13 protein-coding genes are annotated in these 16,481 nt (G+C 70.4%); 6 read left to right on the forward strand and 7 right to left on the reverse strand.

Features of this window, described 5'->3' with window-relative positions:
* From ABZ923_RS05575 to ABZ923_RS05595, 5 genes are all read left to right on the forward strand, one after another.
* Entirely contained in the window at positions 1–513 is a 513-nt protein-coding gene (locus ABZ923_RS05575; RefSeq protein WP_361467175.1) for a R3H domain-containing nucleic acid-binding protein, read from the forward strand.
* Between the two features lie 117 nt (positions 514–630).
* The gene (gene rsmG, locus ABZ923_RS05580) at positions 631–1,347 is read left to right on the forward strand and encodes a 16S rRNA (guanine(527)-N(7))-methyltransferase RsmG (protein WP_059250036.1); all 717 of its coding nucleotides are present in this window, start codon (positions 631–633) and stop codon (positions 1,345–1,347) included.
* Positions 1,348–1,670: 323 nt separating this feature from the next.
* Positions 1,671–2,744 (forward strand): ParA family protein, encoded by a 1,074-nt coding sequence (locus ABZ923_RS05585; RefSeq protein ID WP_361467210.1) that lies wholly within the window; start codon positions 1,671–1,673, stop codon positions 2,742–2,744.
* Positions 2,741–3,841 (forward strand): ParB/RepB/Spo0J family partition protein, encoded by a 1,101-nt coding sequence (locus ABZ923_RS05590; RefSeq protein WP_361467177.1) that lies wholly within the window; start codon positions 2,741–2,743, stop codon positions 3,839–3,841. Before ABZ923_RS05585 ends, ABZ923_RS05590 begins: the two co-directional genes overlap by 4 nt.
* A 356-nt stretch (positions 3,842–4,197) precedes the next feature.
* Positions 4,198–4,815, forward strand: coding sequence for a GNAT family N-acetyltransferase (locus ABZ923_RS05595; RefSeq protein ID WP_361467179.1), 618 nt, complete (start codon positions 4,198–4,200; stop codon positions 4,813–4,815).
* 84 nt (positions 4,816–4,899) lie between these two features.
* On the opposite strand, the gene trxA is transcribed toward ABZ923_RS05595, so the two are convergent.
* From trxA to ABZ923_RS05630, 7 genes are all read right to left on the reverse strand, one after another.
* Positions 4,900–5,232, reverse strand: a complete 333-nt coding sequence (gene trxA, locus ABZ923_RS05600) for a thioredoxin (protein WP_361467182.1) — start codon at positions 5,230–5,232, stop codon at positions 4,900–4,902.
* A gap of 48 nt (positions 5,233–5,280) precedes the next feature.
* Positions 5,281–6,249, reverse strand: coding sequence for a thioredoxin-disulfide reductase (gene trxB, locus ABZ923_RS05605; protein ID WP_358635771.1), 969 nt, complete (start codon positions 6,247–6,249; stop codon positions 5,281–5,283).
* A 153-nt stretch (positions 6,250–6,402) separates the two neighbouring features.
* Complete coding sequence (locus tag ABZ923_RS05610; protein ID WP_361467184.1) at positions 6,403–7,299, reverse strand: hypothetical protein; 897 nt, start codon at positions 7,297–7,299, stop codon at positions 6,403–6,405.
* The gene (gene sigM / locus ABZ923_RS05615) at positions 7,296–8,045 is read right to left on the reverse strand and encodes an RNA polymerase sigma factor SigM (protein ID WP_361467185.1); all 750 of its coding nucleotides are present in this window, start codon (positions 8,043–8,045) and stop codon (positions 7,296–7,298) included. Before sigM ends, ABZ923_RS05610 begins: the two co-directional genes overlap by 4 nt.
* A 26-nt stretch (positions 8,046–8,071) precedes the next feature.
* The gene (locus tag ABZ923_RS05620; RefSeq protein WP_361467187.1) at positions 8,072–9,793 is read right to left on the reverse strand and encodes a protein kinase family protein; all 1,722 of its coding nucleotides are present in this window, start codon (positions 9,791–9,793) and stop codon (positions 8,072–8,074) included.
* A 118-nt stretch (positions 9,794–9,911) separates the two neighbouring features.
* The gene (gene murJ, locus ABZ923_RS05625; RefSeq protein WP_361467190.1) at positions 9,912–12,251 is read right to left on the reverse strand and encodes a murein biosynthesis integral membrane protein MurJ; all 2,340 of its coding nucleotides are present in this window, start codon (positions 12,249–12,251) and stop codon (positions 9,912–9,914) included.
* Between the two features lie 45 nt (positions 12,252–12,296).
* Entirely contained in the window at positions 12,297–14,669 is a 2,373-nt protein-coding gene (locus ABZ923_RS05630; RefSeq protein ID WP_361467193.1) for a DUF6049 family protein, read from the reverse strand.
* 258 nt (positions 14,670–14,927) lie between these two features.
* Between ABZ923_RS05630 and ABZ923_RS05635 the strand changes: the two genes are divergently transcribed.
* Positions 14,928–16,370, forward strand: coding sequence for a CCA tRNA nucleotidyltransferase (locus ABZ923_RS05635; protein ID WP_361467195.1), 1,443 nt, complete (start codon positions 14,928–14,930; stop codon positions 16,368–16,370).
* The last annotated feature ends 111 nt before the right edge of the window (positions 16,371–16,481 follow it).

The following is a 16,481-nucleotide window of genomic DNA, read 5'->3' on the forward strand; positions in this document are numbered from 1 at the left end:
GTGACGGAAGGCACCACCTCCGCCGCTGCCGAGGGTGCAGACACCCTCACCCGCCTGGAGCAGGAGGGTGAGATCGCGGCGGACTACCTGGAGGGTCTGCTGGACATCGCCGACCTCGACGGCGACATCGACATGGACGTCGAGGCCGACCGCGCCTCCGTGTCGATCATCAGCGACACCGGCAGCCGCGACCTGCAGAAGCTGGTCGGCCGGGACGGCGAGGTGCTGGAGGCGCTGCAGGAGCTGACGCGCCTGGCGGTGCACCGGGAGACCGGCGACCGCAGCCGGCTGATGCTGGACATCGCGGGGTACCGGGCCAAGAAGCGCTCCGAGCTGTCCGAGCTGGGCGCCAAGGCCGCCGCCGAGGTGAAGAGCAGCGGCGAGCCCGTGAAGCTCAAGCCGATGACCCCGTTCGAGCGCAAGGTCGTGCACGACGCGGTCAAGTCCGCGGGACTGCGCAGCGAGTCCGAGGGCGAGGAGCCGCAGCGCTTCGTCGTCGTGCTGCCCGCCTGATCGGTCCCCTCGTTTCACCGGCCCCGTCTGTTGAGCAGGCGGGGCCGAATTTTGTCAGCCTGGTAGTTCTGGTGGCCGGTGCGCGAAGCGCCGGCGCGGTACGGAAGGACGGTCCCCGTGACGGAGGCAGCGGAGCTTCCCCCCGCGCCCGAGCAGGCGCGGGAAGTGTTTGGTGATCGCTTCGCCGATGCGGTCCGCTATGCGGAGCTGCTCGCCGAGGCGGGCGTGCAGCGAGGCCTGATCGGCCCGCGGGAAGTGCCCCGCCTGTGGGAGCGGCACCTGCTGAACTGCGCGGTGCTCTCCGAGGCGGTCCCGGAGGGAGTGACGGTCTGCGATGTCGGCTCCGGTGCGGGGCTGCCGGGCATCCCGCTGGCCCTGGTCCGCGACGACCTGAACATCACCCTGCTGGAGCCCCTGCTGCGGCGCACCAACTTCCTGACCGAGGTCGTGGAGCTGCTCGGGCTGGACCATGTCACGGTGGTGCGCGGCCGGGCCGAGGAGGTCCTGGGCAAGCTGCCACCGGTCCATGTGGTGACCGCCCGGGCCGTGGCCCCGCTCGACCGTCTGGCCGCCTGGGGTATTCCGCTGCTGCGCCCGTACGGCGAGATGCTCGCGCTCAAGGGGGACACCGCCGAGGAGGAGCTGAAGGCCGCGGCGACCGCCCTCAGCAAGCTCGGTGCCGTGGAGACGTCCATCCTCCATGTGGGCGAAGGCGTGGTGGATCCGCTGTCCACGGTGGTGCGGGTGGAGGTCGGGGAGAGCCCGGGTGGCGTGCGCTTCGCCGCGAAGCGCGCCAAGGCCGCCCGTACCGGCCGCGCTCGCCGTCGTCGGTGAAACGAGCGATGAACGTCACTGATCCGTCCTGACGACGAGACGTACTCCACACAAGCTGCCAAACCTACGCAAGCCGGAGTGTCGCGAAGGTCCGGTCGCAGCGGCTGTGCATCGTGTTTCACGTGAAACGTCGCTCACTGCTGCACGGCATCATCAGTCGTGGCCGCGCTGCGGCCGAACCCCGCGACCGGAAGCCTCTCGGTGCCCTCCGAGAGGCTTCCGCTTCCCCGGACACCCCGTCCCTCTCCAGGGGTACGGAGGTGTCCACAGAGGTGGATTTCTCCACAGAACACCAGGCCTCACTGGTTCACGACCCCGAAGACATGGGAGGCTCTGTTCATTGCGAGCCTGAAGTCGAGGAGAGTGAATCCTTGCGGTCCGACGCCAACATCGCGGGACCGATGACCGATCCGGTCCCCGGTCCCCGTACCGAGTCGATGGGGGCGGATGTTTCACGTGAAACACCGCCTCCGATGGACGACACTCCCATCGGTCGTGCGGCCCAACTGGCGGTGGAGGCTCTCGGCCGCGCCGGCGAAGGTCTGCCACGACCGGAGCAGACCCGAATCATCGTGGTCGCCAACCAGAAGGGCGGTGTCGGCAAGACGACGACGACCGTCAACCTTGCCGCTTCGCTGGCTCTGCACGGTGGCCGCGTCCTGGTGATCGACCTCGACCCGCAGGGCAACGCGTCCACGGCCCTGGGGATCGACCACCACGCCGAAGTGCCATCCATCTACGACGTGTTGGTGGAGAGCAAGCCTCTCGCCGAGGTCGTCCAGCCCGTTTCGGATGTCGAAGGCCTCTTCTGCGCACCGGCGACCATCGATCTCGCCGGTGCGGAGATCGAGCTGGTGTCCCTGGTGGCCCGGGAGAGCCGGCTGCAGCGAGCCATCCAGGCCTACGAGCAGCCGTTGGACTACATCCTCATCGACTGCCCGCCCTCGCTCGGCCTGTTGACGGTGAACGCGCTCGTCGCGGGCGCCGAGGTCCTCATCCCGATCCAGTGCGAGTACTACGCACTGGAGGGCCTCGGTCAACTTCTGCGCAACGTCGACCTGGTGCGGGGGCACCTCAACCCCACCCTGCATGTGTCGACCATCCTGCTCACCATGTACGACGGCCGGACGCGCCTTGCGTCCCAGGTCGCGGAAGAGGTGCGCACCCACTTCGGTGACGAGGTGCTGCGGACGAGCATTCCTCGCTCGGTCCGTATCTCCGAGGCGCCGAGTTACGGGCAGACGGTGCTGACTTACGATCCAGGATCGAGCGGCGCCCTCTCGTATCTTGAGGCGGCCCGAGAAATCGCGCTGAAGGGCATCGGCGTCAGCTACGACGCGAGCCAGGCCCATATCGGCGCCCAGAAAGACCCGAGCATGGTGGAGGGGATCCAGTGAGCGAGCGACGGAGGGGTCTGGGCCGTGGTCTCGGCGCATTGATTCCCGCTGCCCCGACCGAGAAGGCCCCGGCCCCGGCGGCGATGGGAGGCGGAGCGTCCGCCTCCCCGGCGGCCGTGCCGGTGCTGACGACCGACCGCGGAGTGGCCGCCGCGAAGGTGGCCACCCTGCCGCCGGTCGCCCAGGACACCGAGCCGGCTCCGGCGAGTCCGGGCGCCGAGGTGCCTGCGCCTCCGATGGGGGCCCACTTCGCCGAGATCCCCCTCGACGCCATCACGCCGAACCCACGCCAGCCGCGTGAGATCTTCGACGAGGACGCGCTCCAGGAGCTGGTCACCTCCATCCAGGAGGTCGGTCTTCTGCAACCCGTCGTGGTGCGGCAGCTGGGTCCCGCCCGCTACGAGCTGATCATGGGCGAGCGCCGCTGGCGGGCCTGCCGTGAGGCAGGCCTGGAGGCCATCCCGGCCATCGTCCGGGCCACGGACGACGAGAAGCTCCTCCTGGACGCGCTGCTGGAGAACCTGCACCGCGCGCAGCTGAACCCGATCGAAGAGGCCGCTGCGTACGACCAGCTGCTGAAGGACTTCAACTGCACGCACGACCAGCTGGCCGACCGGATCGGGCGTTCCCGCCCGCAGGTCTCCAACACCCTGCGGCTGCTGAAGCTCTCCCCGACCGTCCAGAAGCGGGTGGCCGCCGGCGTGCTCTCGGCGGGCCATGCCCGGGCGTTGCTGGCCGTCGAGGACTCGGAGGAGCAGGACCGGCTGGCCCACCGGATCGTCGCCGAGGGGCTGTCGGTGCGGTCCGTGGAAGAGATCGTGACCCTGATGGGCTCGCGGCCCCAGAAGGCCTCACGCGCCCGGGGGCCCCGGGCCGGCTCCGTGCCCTCGCCGGCGCTCAGCGAACTGGCCACGCGGCTCTCGGACCGCTTCGAGACCCGGGTGAAGGTCGAGCTGGGCCAGAAGAAGGGCAAGATCACCGTCGAGTTCGCCTCTGCGGACGACCTCGAGAGGATCCTCAGCACGCTCGCCCCGGGCGAGAAGCTGGCGCTCCAGAAGAGCCTCCGCGAGAGCGACGGCGAGGAGACGCACGACTGATCCCCGGGCGGTGCCGCCCGGTGGGGCAGTGGAGCGGGGGGGGGGGCGGGGGGTGGGCGGGACGCCCGGCCCCCGGGGTGGTGGGCCCCCCCCCCCCGCCCCGCTCTTTGCTTTGAGGCGGTATCGAGTGAATCCCATCGTGGATACGATGCGATCAGGTATGGCACATCCACCGGACAGCATCTGCATCTGTGAGTGGGAGACGGGGGCCATGCGATCGATGAGCCGCACCGGACTGGTGAGCGCGGGTCTGAGCTTGGGAGCGGTCGGCGGATTCGTCGCAGCCTGCTCAGACGACGGAGCGCTCTGACAGCCGCTCGCGATGCGGCGGGTGAAGGAAGCGAGGATCAGCCTTCATGGGGCGTCGGCTCGTGCCGCTTACGCTGGACAACCTTCAGGACGTTCCCCACCGGTGCCGTTCGTGCGTCTTCTGGGAGCTCGACCCTGTCAGCGGCGAAGCGGCAGTGAAGGCGGGCACGGCCGCACCGGAGAAGGAGGCCTGGATCTCCGCCGTCCTGCTGGACTGGGGATCGTGCGGCCGGGTGGTGTACGTCGATGACGTACCGGCGGGATTCGTCCTCTACGCTCCGCCGGCCTACGTGCCACGCTCGACGGCCTTCCCCACGAGCCCGGTGTCGCCGGACGCCGTCCAGCTGATGACGGCCTTCGTGATGCCCGGCTATCAGGGGCAGGGACTGGGCCGGGTGCTGGTGCAGGCGGTGGCCAAGGATCTGCTGCGCCGGGGCTTCAAGGCGATCGAGGCGTTCGGGGACGCCCGCTGGAAGGAGCCCGCCTGTCTGCTGCCCGCCGACCACCTCCTGGCCGTGGGCTTCAAGACGGTCCGCCAGCACCCCACGCATCCCCGGCTGCGGCTGGAGCTGCGGTCCACGCTCTCCTGGAAGGAAGACGTGGAGATGGCACTCGACCGGCTCCTGGGAGCGGTCCAGAAGGAGCCGGCGCTCAGGCCGCTGTAGTCCCGGGCAGCGGCCGTGTGTGTGGCCGTATGTGCGAATGGGCCAACCCGAGAGGGTTGGCCCATTCGTGTTTCACGTGAAACGTCACTCGGCGATGAACTCTTCGAGGTCGCGCAGCAGCGCGGCCTTGGGCTTGGCGCCGACGATGGTCTTGGTGACCTCGCCGCCCTGGTAGACGTTCAGGGTCGGGATGGACATGACGCCGTACTTGGCGGCCGTGCCGGGGTTCTCGTCGATGTTGATCTTCACGATCTCGATCTTGTCTCCGTGCTCGGCAGCGATCGCCTCCAGGGACGGAGCGATCTGGCGGCACGGGCCGCACCACTCCGCCCAGAAGTCCACGAGGACAGGCTTGTCGTTCTTGAGGACTTCCTGGTCGAAGGAGTCGTCGGTCACAATCTTCAGGTTGCCGGCCACGGTGGGCTCCTTACCTTGGTCGTGCGGTGGGGCGGGGAGAGGGAGAGGTCAGACTGCGGTCTTCTCGGGTTCCGCCTGCTCCTCGTCGGCGAGGGCGGCGAGGTAGCGCTCGGCGTCCAGGGCGGCGGAGCAGCCGGTGCCGGCCGCGGTGATCGCCTGACGGTAGGTGTGGTCGACCACGTCACCGGCGGCGAAGACACCGGCCACGTTGGTGCGGGTGGACGGAGCGGCGACCTTCAGGTAGCCCTCCTCGTCCAGGTCCAGCTGGCCCTTGAACAGCTCGGTGCGCGGGTCGTGGCCGATCGCGATGAACAGACCCGTCACGGGCAGCTCGGACAGCTCGCCGGTCTTGACGTTGCGCAGCTTCAGGCCGGAGAGCTTCTGGTCGCCCTGGATCTCGGCGACCTCGCTGTCCCAGACGAACTTGATCTTCGGGTCGCCGAAGGCGCGCTCCTGCATCGCCTTGGAGGCGCGGAGGGTGTCGCGGCGGTGGACGACCGTCACGGACTTGGCGAACCGCGAGAGGAAGGTGGCCTCCTCCATCGCGGTGTCGCCACCGCCGATCACGGCGATGTCGTGCTCCCTGAAGAAGAAGCCGTCACAGGTGGCGCACCAGGAGACGCCACGGCCGGAGAGCGCGTCCTCGTTCGGCAGGCCCAGCTTGCGGTGCTGGGAGCCGGTGGTGACGATGACGGCCTTCGCCCGGTGGACCGTGCCCGCGGTGTCGGTGACGGTCTTGATCTCCCCGGTCAGGTCGACGGAGACGATGTCGTCCGGAACGAGCTCGGCACCGAAGCGTTCGGCCTGGGCGCGCATGTTGTCCATGAGGTCGGGGCCCATGATGCCGTCGCGGAAGCCCGGGAAGTTCTCCACCTCGGTGGTGTTCATGAGTGCACCACCCGCGGTGACGGCGCCTTCGAACACCAGGGGCTTCAGCGACGCACGGGCGGTGTACAGCGCCGCCGTGTAGCCTGCGGGCCCGGAGCCGATGATGATCACGTTACGGACGTCGCTCACGGCTTGATTCCTCGTCTCTGGTCTGCGTCAGTCGACCGGTGCGAGTCCCTTTCGGGACTCTCACCCCACCCAACGGATCCTACGGGGCGCGCATTCCCGGTGTGTCCGGGCACACGCATGGGCTGGGGTGGCCGAAGGAGTGTTCCAGAAGACTCAGGGACGCGCGAAGGACTGCTTCAGCAGGACCGTGCCGGCGGAAGCCGTCTGCCGGTGTACGCAGGCCGCGTCGATCACGTATGCGGTGACCCGCTTGCTGTCCTGGGCATCGGCCACGACGACGAGGTAGGCGGCCTTCCCCGCGTACGTTCCCGTCTTGGCCCCCAGGACGTCAGTGCTCTGCCGGAGCGCCTGCCGCACGCAGTCGGGAACCGGAACCGCGGTCTGGATGAAAGTGTTCGGGCCCTCGGTCGAGCCGGGGGTGCCGGACCCGCCGTCGGAGTTCAGCCGGGGCCTCCCGCTGCCCCGCTGCAAGCCCTTCTCGGTGGTGAGGAGGCCCTTCACCTGGTGCTGCACGCTGTCACCCGAGAAGGTCTCGGCGGAGGCGGTCGGTGTCCCGTGGGCCGTCGTGTGATCGCCGTTGTCGCCGAGCGACGCCAGGACCAGGCTTCCGGCGCCCAGTACCGCGGCCGTGAGAACGGCACCCAGGACGAGCCGGCCGCGGCGCCGTCCTCGCTTGTCCTTGCGCCCCGGTCCGGTCGCCGCACGCGGGCGCCCCGCGGGGCGGTCGGCGGAGGCCGATGTTTCACGTGAAACATGGCCCGCGGTGTCCTCGTCGCCGTTGGCCGGCGGTGCCTCGACGGTCAGCGGTGCCTCGGCGGCGAGGGCGGCGTCGATGCGCGCGGCCACATCGTCCGGCATCCGCTCCGGCGCCGGCACCGAGCCCAGCAGACTCCGGATCTCCTCCAGCTGGGCATACACGTCGGCGCACGCCTCGCACGCGTCCAGATGGCGCCGCACGTCCGTGCCGCGGTCCGGCGGCAGCAGGCCTTCGGTGAGGTCGGAGATCTCGGCGACGTCCGGGTGCCCGGCCGTGTCCGTCGTGGAAGTCACGCTCGCCCACCTCCGCCCTTCGCTACGGCTGAATCGCTCGGTCCCGCGTCCTCGGGGCGCCCACTCGGGGACCCCGTTGCCGGTGGGACGGATGGCCGCTCCCCCCGGTTCCGTCCCGGGCCGGCTTCTTTCGCGCCTCCGGTGCCGTCCGGTCCGGGGTCTGCGGTGCCTTCCGGCCGTAGGTGCGTGAGCAGCGGGAGCAGTCTGGCCCTGCCCCGGGCGCACCGGCTCTTCACCGTTCCCGTCGGCACGTCCAGGATCCGTGCGGCCTCCGCCACGGGATAGCCCTGCATGTCCACCAGGACCAGGGCGGCCTGCTGCTCCGGCGGAAGGGTGCCGAGCGCTTCGAGGAGCTGGCGGTGCACGTCCTTCCGCTCCGCCGGAGCCGAGGCGGACTCGTGCGGCTCCAGCAGCTGCTCCAGCCGCTCGGTGTCGTCGACCGGAGAGGTCTTGCGCGAGGCAGCCTTGCGCGCCCGGTCCAGGCAGGCGTTCACCGTGATCCGGTGCAGCCAGGTCGTGACGGCCGACTGGCCCCGGAAGGTGTGGGCGGCCCGGTAGGCCGACACCAGGGCGTCCTGCACCGCGTCAGCGGCCTCCTCGCGGTCCCCCAGGGTCCGCAGGGCGACCGCCCAGAGCCGGTCCCGGTGCCGCCGCACGATCTCACCGAAGGCATCGGGGTCGCCTTCCACATGACGAGCGAGCAGGTCGCGGTCGCCCACTCCGTCGTATCCGGCGCCCTCCGCCATCTGCCCCCTCCGGTCCGGGTGAGACGTCAGCCCGTGAACTTCACTTCGCCGATGGCCTGCTTGAAGCCGGCACTGGCGTACAAAGTGGAGTCGTACCCCGAGTTCGGCACGGCCGTCAGCCAGACGAGAACGAACCGCGTCTTGACCGGCTTGGTGACCTTCACCGTGGCGGTGGTGCCCGTGGTCGTGACGCTGCCCATCTTCGTCATGGAGTCCAGTGACGCGGGCGTCAGCGAGTCCGCAGCGTACAGCTCGACCGTCGTGTGGTCACCGCCGTAGCGCAGGTCGAGGGCGGCGGTACTGGGCTTCTTCGCCGAGCCGAGGTCGTACACGATGCCGACACCCGGCTTGTACGGCGCGAACGCCGGGCCCTCGTTGTAGCTCTTGGTCTTCCAGTACGTCGACGCGTCGCCGTCGTAGGTCTTGGACTCGGCGCCGGAGTTCTGGGGGTCGCCCTTGGCGACGAACTCCTGGCCGTTCTGGATCTTTATCGGGGTCGGCTTCGGCTTCACGACGTTCTTGTCGCCGCCGTCCGTCGTCTGGGTCTTGTGGGTGTCGTCCGTCTTCTCGCCCTGCTCCATCAGGGCGTCCGCCAGCTGCCAGCTGCCCAGGCCGAGGGCGGCGATGAGCAGGGCCGACACTGCCCACTTCAGGGCCTTGCCGGTGCGGCTCTGGAGCGGGGGCGGCGGGGCCGCGATCGGCTGGGTGGCACCGGGGTGCGGCGCCGGGCGGCCGTAGGTGCCCTGCTGGTAGGTCGTGCGCTGGTACTCCGGCGGGGCCGTGAACGCCGGCTCGGGCGGGCGGATGCGCGGCATCTCGCCGATCGCCTTCACCAGCTCCTCCGGTGTGGTGCACGGCGCCTCGTGCCGGGACGCCGTGGCCCCGTCGTTGACGAGGGCGCGCATGGTCAGCTCGGACAGGCCGCGGTGCACACCGGCCCGTACCTGGTCCGGGGCGATGAGACCGATGTCCTTGGGGAGACCGGACAGGCCGTAGGCGTCGCTCTCGTAGGGCCAGCGCTGGGTCAGCGCCGCGTACAGCAGGGCGCCGATCGCCTCCGTGTCGGTGCGCTGCGGGGTGTCGGAGCTGATGCCCCGCAGCGCCGCGTTCACCGCAAGGCCCCGGATACGCCACTGGCCGGTGGAGGCGCGCAGTACGGCGTTGGGGTTCAGCCGCAGATGGGCGAGGCCCTCCCGGTGCGCGGCCGCCATGGCCGAGGCGACCTGGCTGACCATCTGGTAGGCGTCGTGCGGCTCCAGCGGACCGCCGGCGAGGAGCGTGGACAGCTCGGTGGCGTCGGGCAGCCACTCGTGGACGACGTAGACGAGGTCGTTCTCCTCGACGGCGTCGAGGACCTGGACGAAGCGTGGATCACCGAGCAGGGCCGAGGAACGGGCGGCGGCGAGGACGGAACGGGCCCGGGCGTGGTCGGCGGGCAGTACATGCACGCCGACGGCACGACGGAGTTTCTCGTCGACCGCACGCCAACTGCTGAATCCGTCCAGACGGGTGACGCACTCCTCCAGCCGGTAGCGTCTGGCGAGCTTGTGACCGCTGTGCAGCTCCGGAGGCGATGCCTTCCGTGCGGGACCCTCGGTTCCGCCGCTCCCCTGTGCCTCGTCGCTGTCCGTGTCCCGCTCCGGGTTCTTGGCCACCCCGTCGGCCGTGGACTGGTCCGCCTGCGCGGTCAGCGGTTGCTCACCGCTGTTGTCTGCCACGTCGACGGCAGCCGTGCTCCGTTCCGCCACCGTCGTCCCTGCCTCCCCATCCGTTGCACGCTGTCCGACGCCGAAACCAATTGTGCCCACAGTCCGTCGCTATGCACGACACGCGGCGGCGGACGATGGTTGTGCGGCTACCCCCGCCTCAACGACCCAGGCGCCCGCGCACCATGCCGACGAGCGAGTTGAGTTCCTCGATGCGCATCCGGCGCGCGGCGACGAAGAAGACGCCGAACAGGACCGCACCGCCGACGAGCAGCGCGGCGAACGAGCCGATCACGCCCTGGCCGAGGGTGTGCCCGATGCCGTAGCAGGCGGCGCCGCTCAGCAGGGCCGCCGGCACCGAGGCGATTCCCAGCCGTGCGTACGTCCGCAGCACCCTGGACCCGTCCAGGTCCCCACCGAGCCGCTTACGCAGCCGGCGCCAGGCGACACCCACCCCGATGGCGTAGGCGAGGCCGTAGGCGGCGGCCATGCCGACGACCGCCCAGCGCGCCGGCAGCAGGAAGTAGCACAGCGCCGCGGCACCCGCGTTGACCGCGGCCACGATGACCGTGTTGTAGAAGGGTGTGCGAGTGTCCTCGTAGGCGTAGAACGCACGCAGGACGACGTACTGCACGGAGTACGGGATCAGGCCGAGGGCGAAGGCCATCAGCATGTAGCCCATGTTGGTGGCCGAGCCGGTGCCGGCGGAGCCGAAGACCAGCGTGCACATCGGGATACCGAGCGAGATGAACCCGAAGGCGATGGGCACGATGGCGACCGCGGTGGTGCGCAGACCCTGGGAGATGTCGTCACGGACGGCACCCGAGTCGCCCTCGGCGGCCGAGCGGGAGATCCGCGGCAGCAGGGCGGCCATCAGGGACACGGTGATGATGGCCTGCGGCAGGCCCCAGATCAGCTGGGCATTGGCGTAGGCGGCGAAGCTGGTGCCCGCGACGCCGGAGTCCTTGCCCGCGGCGATGGACAGCTGGGTCACCACCAGGGCGCCCGCCTGGTTGGCGAGGACGAACAGCACCGTCCACTTGGCGAGCATCGCGGCCTTGCCCAGACCGTGGCCCCGCCAGTCGAAGCGCAGCCTGATCCGGAAGCCGGTCTCGCGCAGGTAGGGGATCATCGCCAGGGCCTGGACGACCAGGCCGAGCAGCACACCGACGCCGAGCAGGCGCTGGCCCTCCGGCGGGATGCTCTCGACCGTCATGTGCGAGTTCGAGGCGGTGCCGTAGACCCAGATGAACATGCCGAGCGTCACGATGATGACGATGTTGTTCAGGACCGGGGTCCACATCATCGCGCCGAACTTGCCGCGCGCGTTCAGGATCTGACCCATCACCACGTGGACGCCCATGAAGAAGATCGAGGGCAGGAAGTAGCGGGTGAAGGTGACCGCGACCTCGTTCGCCGCCGGGTTGTTGGCCACGGGGTTGGCCAGCGCCCGCACCAGCAGGGGCGCGCCGAGCATCGCCAGCCCGGTCAGCGCGGCCAGGGCCACCATCACGAGGGTCAGCAGCCGGTTGGCGAAGGCCTCGCCGCCGTCCTCGTCCTCCTTCATCGAGCGCACCAGCTGCGGCACGAACACGGAGTTCAGGCCGCCGCCGACGGTGAGGATGTAGATCATGGTCGGCAGCTGGTAGGCCACCTGGAAGGAGTCGGCGAGGAAACCGAGGCCCAGCGCGGCGGCGATCAGCGCGGAGCGGACGAAGCCGGTGAGACGGGAGACCATCGTGCCCGCCGCCATGACCGCACTGGACTTCAGCAGCCCGGCGGCCCGCCCGCCCTTCTTGGCGGGAACGGCCGCGGCCGCGGAGGCGTCCGGCTCGACGGCCGCGGCCGGACCGGCGGGATCCGGAGCGACGGCCGGCGCGGGCACCGAGGACTGCGCCGGATATCCGGCCCCGGCGTACGGGTGGCCCTGCTGCGGGCCCTGACCGTGCTGCTGCGGGTACGGGCCGGGACCGAGGCCGCCGCCCGGTGCGGCGGCCGGTCCCGGGACGGCCGGGGGATCCGTGGGGGCGTGCCCGCCGCCCTGCTGCTGGTCCTTGAAGAGGTGCGCGAAGGCGTCGGGCTCGTGGTACTCCTCGCCGGAGTGCGAGACCAGGTCGTCCACGCCGACGAACTGGGTCGTGCGCGGGTCTTCGCCGTAGGGCAGGTACTGGGTGGCGCCCCCCGGCTCCGGCGCCGGGGTCTGCGCCCACACGTTCGGGTCGGGGGCGTAGGGCGACTGGGCGGGCGGGGCGTACAGCGGCTGCTGCTGGTCGTACGGGCCCGGGGGAGGCGGCGGGTGCGCGGCGCGGTCGTACAGCGCCTCGGCGACCGGGTCCTGGGCGGACAGGTCGTGCGCCCGGTAGGGGTCCTGCTCGTAGGCGTCCTGGAGGTACATGTCCGCCGCGTGCTGCGGCGGCACCTGGCCGGGCTCGGGCGGCGGCTCGGGGTAGCCCGAGCCGGCCGCGCCCTGACCGCGGTCACCGTCGTACGGCGCGTTCATGCTTACCCCACCTCATCGTCCCGGGCCCACCGGCCACGACATCGCTCAACGGTCCACTCTCTCACCCGTCCCGGACGGGTCGGCGCTTTCCGGTGCGGTGTCCGGCGCAGGGTCACTCGGCTGCTCCGGGTCCTCTGCCCCGGAGGCGGAGCCGGACTCTCCGGTGAGACGGTCCCCGGGTGCCCCGGGGTTCCCGGGCTCTTCTGCACCCTCCCCCGCCGTGCCGGGGCCGTCCTCCTCGGCCTGCCGGGCGGCGGCGCGCTTGCGCTGGGTGTACATCCGGAAACCGGCGAGCACCAGGAGCAGGACACCGCCGCCGATGACCAGCATCACGGTGGGCGTGACCTCGGTGACCTTCACGTCGAAGCTGACGGCGTCGCCGTAGGGCTGGCCGTCCTCGGTGAACAGCTGGGCGAGGACCGTGACCCGGCCGTTGGCGTTGGCCGAGGTGGTGAACTTCACCGACTGGCTGTGCCCGCCGGAGATGTCCACGCGCTGCTCGGAGTAGGCCTTGCCGCCGATCTTCAGACGGGTCGGCATGGTCGAGGTGAGGCGCAGCACCAGGTGGCCGACGGGCTGGACGAGGTTGTTCTGGACGGTCACCGGGATGGTGGCGCTGCGGCCCGAGAGCTTGGTCTCCGACTTGTCGATCAGCTTGACCTGGTCGGCCAGGTCGTCGACCCAGGCCTCCACGCCGTCGCGGTAGCTGCCCGCCTCATCGCCCCGGCCGCGCCAGGACGTCGACATCTCGCGGTTTATGGCCCGCCCGAACGGCGTGACCACGCGGGACTGGTTGGAGAGGACCACCCGGAACCGGTCGAGCTTGTCCTGGGTGCGGGCGATCTGCTCGAAGGCCGTCCTCGGCAGCTCCTCCCGGCGCAGCGAGGAGGGGTAGGCGGACCTCGACGGGATACGCGTGGTGGCGCCCGGGTCGGGCTTGTCCTTGGCCGCGGCGGTGAGGTTCTGGAACTGGGACCAGGTGCCGCCCTGGAGCGCCTTCAGCGCTGTCGCCATCGCCTGCGCCTGGCTCGCCGTGGGCGTGCGCTGCGGAGCGACGACGATGCTGCGCTGCTTGTCCGTCTGCGTGTTCAGCTCCAGGCTCTGGGCCAGGAAGCGCTGGACGGCCAGGGTGGCCGAGCCCGCCTTCGTCAGGTCGTCCTCGAACGCCGTGGACAGCCGGGCGTCGGCGACCACCGCCGTGGTGCCGCCGCCGACCGGACGCGCGGCGGACGGCGTGTACGGCAGTCCGGCGGTCTCCTGGAGGCTGTCGCTGCGGGCGATCACCCGGTCGGCGCCGGCGGAGGTCGCGACCTTCATGATCGACGGGTCCACGGCTCCGTCCACCGGCCAGGCGAAGTCGGTGCTCGGTGTGACGTGGAGCACCGTCTTGACGGTGATCGCGGCGACGTCGCTGGCGTCCTTGAGGTGGCTGAGCGAGCCGGTGACGCTGGTGCCGCGGTGCGCGAGGGAGGCCAGGTCCGGGTCGCCGAAGGGCAGTGCGACGACCTCCTTGCCGGCCACCGCCTTCTGCAGACCGGCCAGCCACTGCTTGGCGACGGTCTGGTGCTCCCGTGAGCCGGGCGTGCTGGTGCCGTCGGGGCCCTGGAGCCGGTAGTTGCCGGCGGCCATGGCGTCGACCGAGGCCAGCAGGTCCGGGTCGATCACCCAGGTGACGTCCAGGTCCTTGCCCAGCTCCACCATCCGGGCCAGCCGGCCGCCGGGGGCCAGGTCCTCGGCCAGGTCGTCGTCGAGGAACTCCGGCGTCTGGAGTTCGCCCGCGCCCGTCTTGGCGGTCATGTGGACCGTGGAGATCAGCGGCCACAGGAACGTCGTCTTCGTCTTGGTGTCGGCGTCCGACGACTGCCACGGCAGGAAGGTCCGCTGGATGCCGAGCACCTGGTCCCAGGGCTGGGCGGAGGTCTGGCCGGAGAGGGTGACCCCGAACTCGTAGACCCCGTCCTCGCCGAGGTCGAGCTTGTCCATGGGGACGGAGATCGTGAAGTGCTCGGCGACGCCCGGGGGCAGCTTGTCGAAGTTCTCCTCGTACTTGTCACCGACGTCGGTGCCGGTGCTGCCCTGCGTCTCGTCGGAGTGCCGGGCGACGGAGTCGATGGCCGAGCGGGTGGTCAGCGGGGGGCCCACCCGCAGCCCCACGTGGGCGTCGGTGACGGCCTGCTTGCCGTTGTTGGTCACCGTGCCGGACACGGTCAGCGTGTCGCCGTCCGTGGGGGCATTGGGGCTGAGCGAGTCGAGGGAGACGGACACCGTGTCGGAGGAGGCGGCCTCCGCGGGCCCGGCCGCGGGCAGCTGGAGCAGACCGGCCAGCAGTGGTGCCCCACAGAGCAGTGCTCCGGCGCGCTGCAGCCACCGGCGGGCAGGTGAGGCACTGGTCCTCTGGAAGTCAGCCGCCTCGGCCACGCGCTCGCCCGTCCCTCGTCGTCGTCAGTGGTCGTCGGAATGTGCGTCCACGCATGGTAACGATGCGCGCTGAACGGAAGTGCCGCGGTCTCCGCCACAAGATCGAAGGACAGCCGCGGCCCGTCCTCTATATCCAGTATCGAGGGGAGAGCGACCGTACGCCGCAAGAGCAGTGCTTGCGGCGGTTATGCCGGGAGCGGTCCGCACCGCCTTAATGGGGGCGCCCCTGGTCGCGCGGGGCACGTACCCTCTTCTGTTGTGCCGAACCCCAACGAAGACACTCCCTCCGCCCTGAGCCAGGCGCAGCAGCGCGCGGTCGCCGAACTGCTGCGGGTGGCCCCCGTCGCCGACGATCTCGCCCGCCGATTCCAGCAGGCCGGCTTCTCGCTCGCCCTCGTCGGCGGATCGGTCCGCGACGCGCTGCTCGGCCGGCTCGGCAACGACCTGGACTTCACCACCGACGCCCGCCCCGAGGACGTACTGAAGATCGTCCGACCATGGGCGGACGCCGTCTGGGAGGTGGGAATCGCCTTCGGCACGGTCGGCGCGCACAAGGATGGCTACCAGATCGAGATCACCACCTACCGGTCGGAGGCGTACGACCGCACCTCCCGCAAGCCGGAGGTGTCCTACGGCGACTCCATCGAGGAGGACCTGGTCCGTCGCGACTTCACGGTCAACGCGATGGCCGTGGCACTGCCGGAGAAGGAGTTCATCGACCCGCACGGTGGTCTGGAGGACCTCGCGGCACACGTGCTGCGCACGCCGGGCACGCCCGAGGCGTCCTTCTCGGACGACCCCCTGCGCATGATGCGAGCCGCCCGGTTCGCCGCCCAGCTGGACTTCACGGTCGCCCCCGAGGTCGTCACCGCCATGACGGAGATGGCCGGGCGCCTCGACATCGTCTCGGCGGAGCGGGTCCGGGACGAGCTGAACAAGCTCATCCTCTCCGCGCACCCGCGCAAGGGGCTGACGCTGCTCGTCGACACCGGGCTCGCCGGGCACGTGCTGCCCGAGCTGCCGGCGCTGCGCCTGGAAAGTGACGAGCACCACCGACACAAGGACGTCTACGAGCACACGCTGATCGTCCTGGAGCAGGCGATCGAGCTGGAGCAGGACGGCCCGGACCTCACGCTCCGCCTGGCCGCGCTCCTGCACGACATCGGCAAGCCGCGCACCCGCCGGTTCGAGAAGGACGGCCGGGTCTCCTTCCACCACCACGAGGTGGTCGGCGCCAAGATGACCAAGAAGCGCATGACCGCGCTGAAGTACTCCAACGAGCTGGTGAAGGACGTCTCACGGCTGGTCGAACTGCATCTGCGCTTCCACGGCTACGGCACCGGGGAGTGGACGGACTCGGCGGTCCGCCGGTACGTGCGTGACGCGGGCCCGTTGCTGGACCGCCTGCACAAGCTGACCCGCTCCGACTGCACCACGCGCAACAAGCGCAAGGCGGCCGCGCTGTCCCGGGCCTACGACGGTCTGGAGGAGCGCATCGCTCAGCTCCAGGAGCAGGAGGAACTGGACGCGATCCGTCCCGACCTGGACGGCAACCAGATCATGGAGATCCTCGGGATCGGTCCCGGTCCGGCCGTGGGTCAGGCGTACAAGCACATGCTGGAGCTGCGGCTGGAGAACGGGCCGATGGAGCGCGACGCCGCGGTCACGGCTCTCAAGGAGTGGTGGGCCGCACAGGGCTGAGTGAGTGCCGGGCGATGTTTCACGTGAAACACCCGTCCGGGACGGTGACGCCGAGGGGCGATGTTTAACAGAACGGAATAGAGTCGTTTAGGGAAAGATTTTTTGGCCAAT

Source organism: Streptomyces sp. NPDC046881 (assembly GCF_040645015.1).
Taxonomy (GTDB): domain Bacteria; phylum Actinomycetota; class Actinomycetes; order Streptomycetales; family Streptomycetaceae; genus Streptomyces.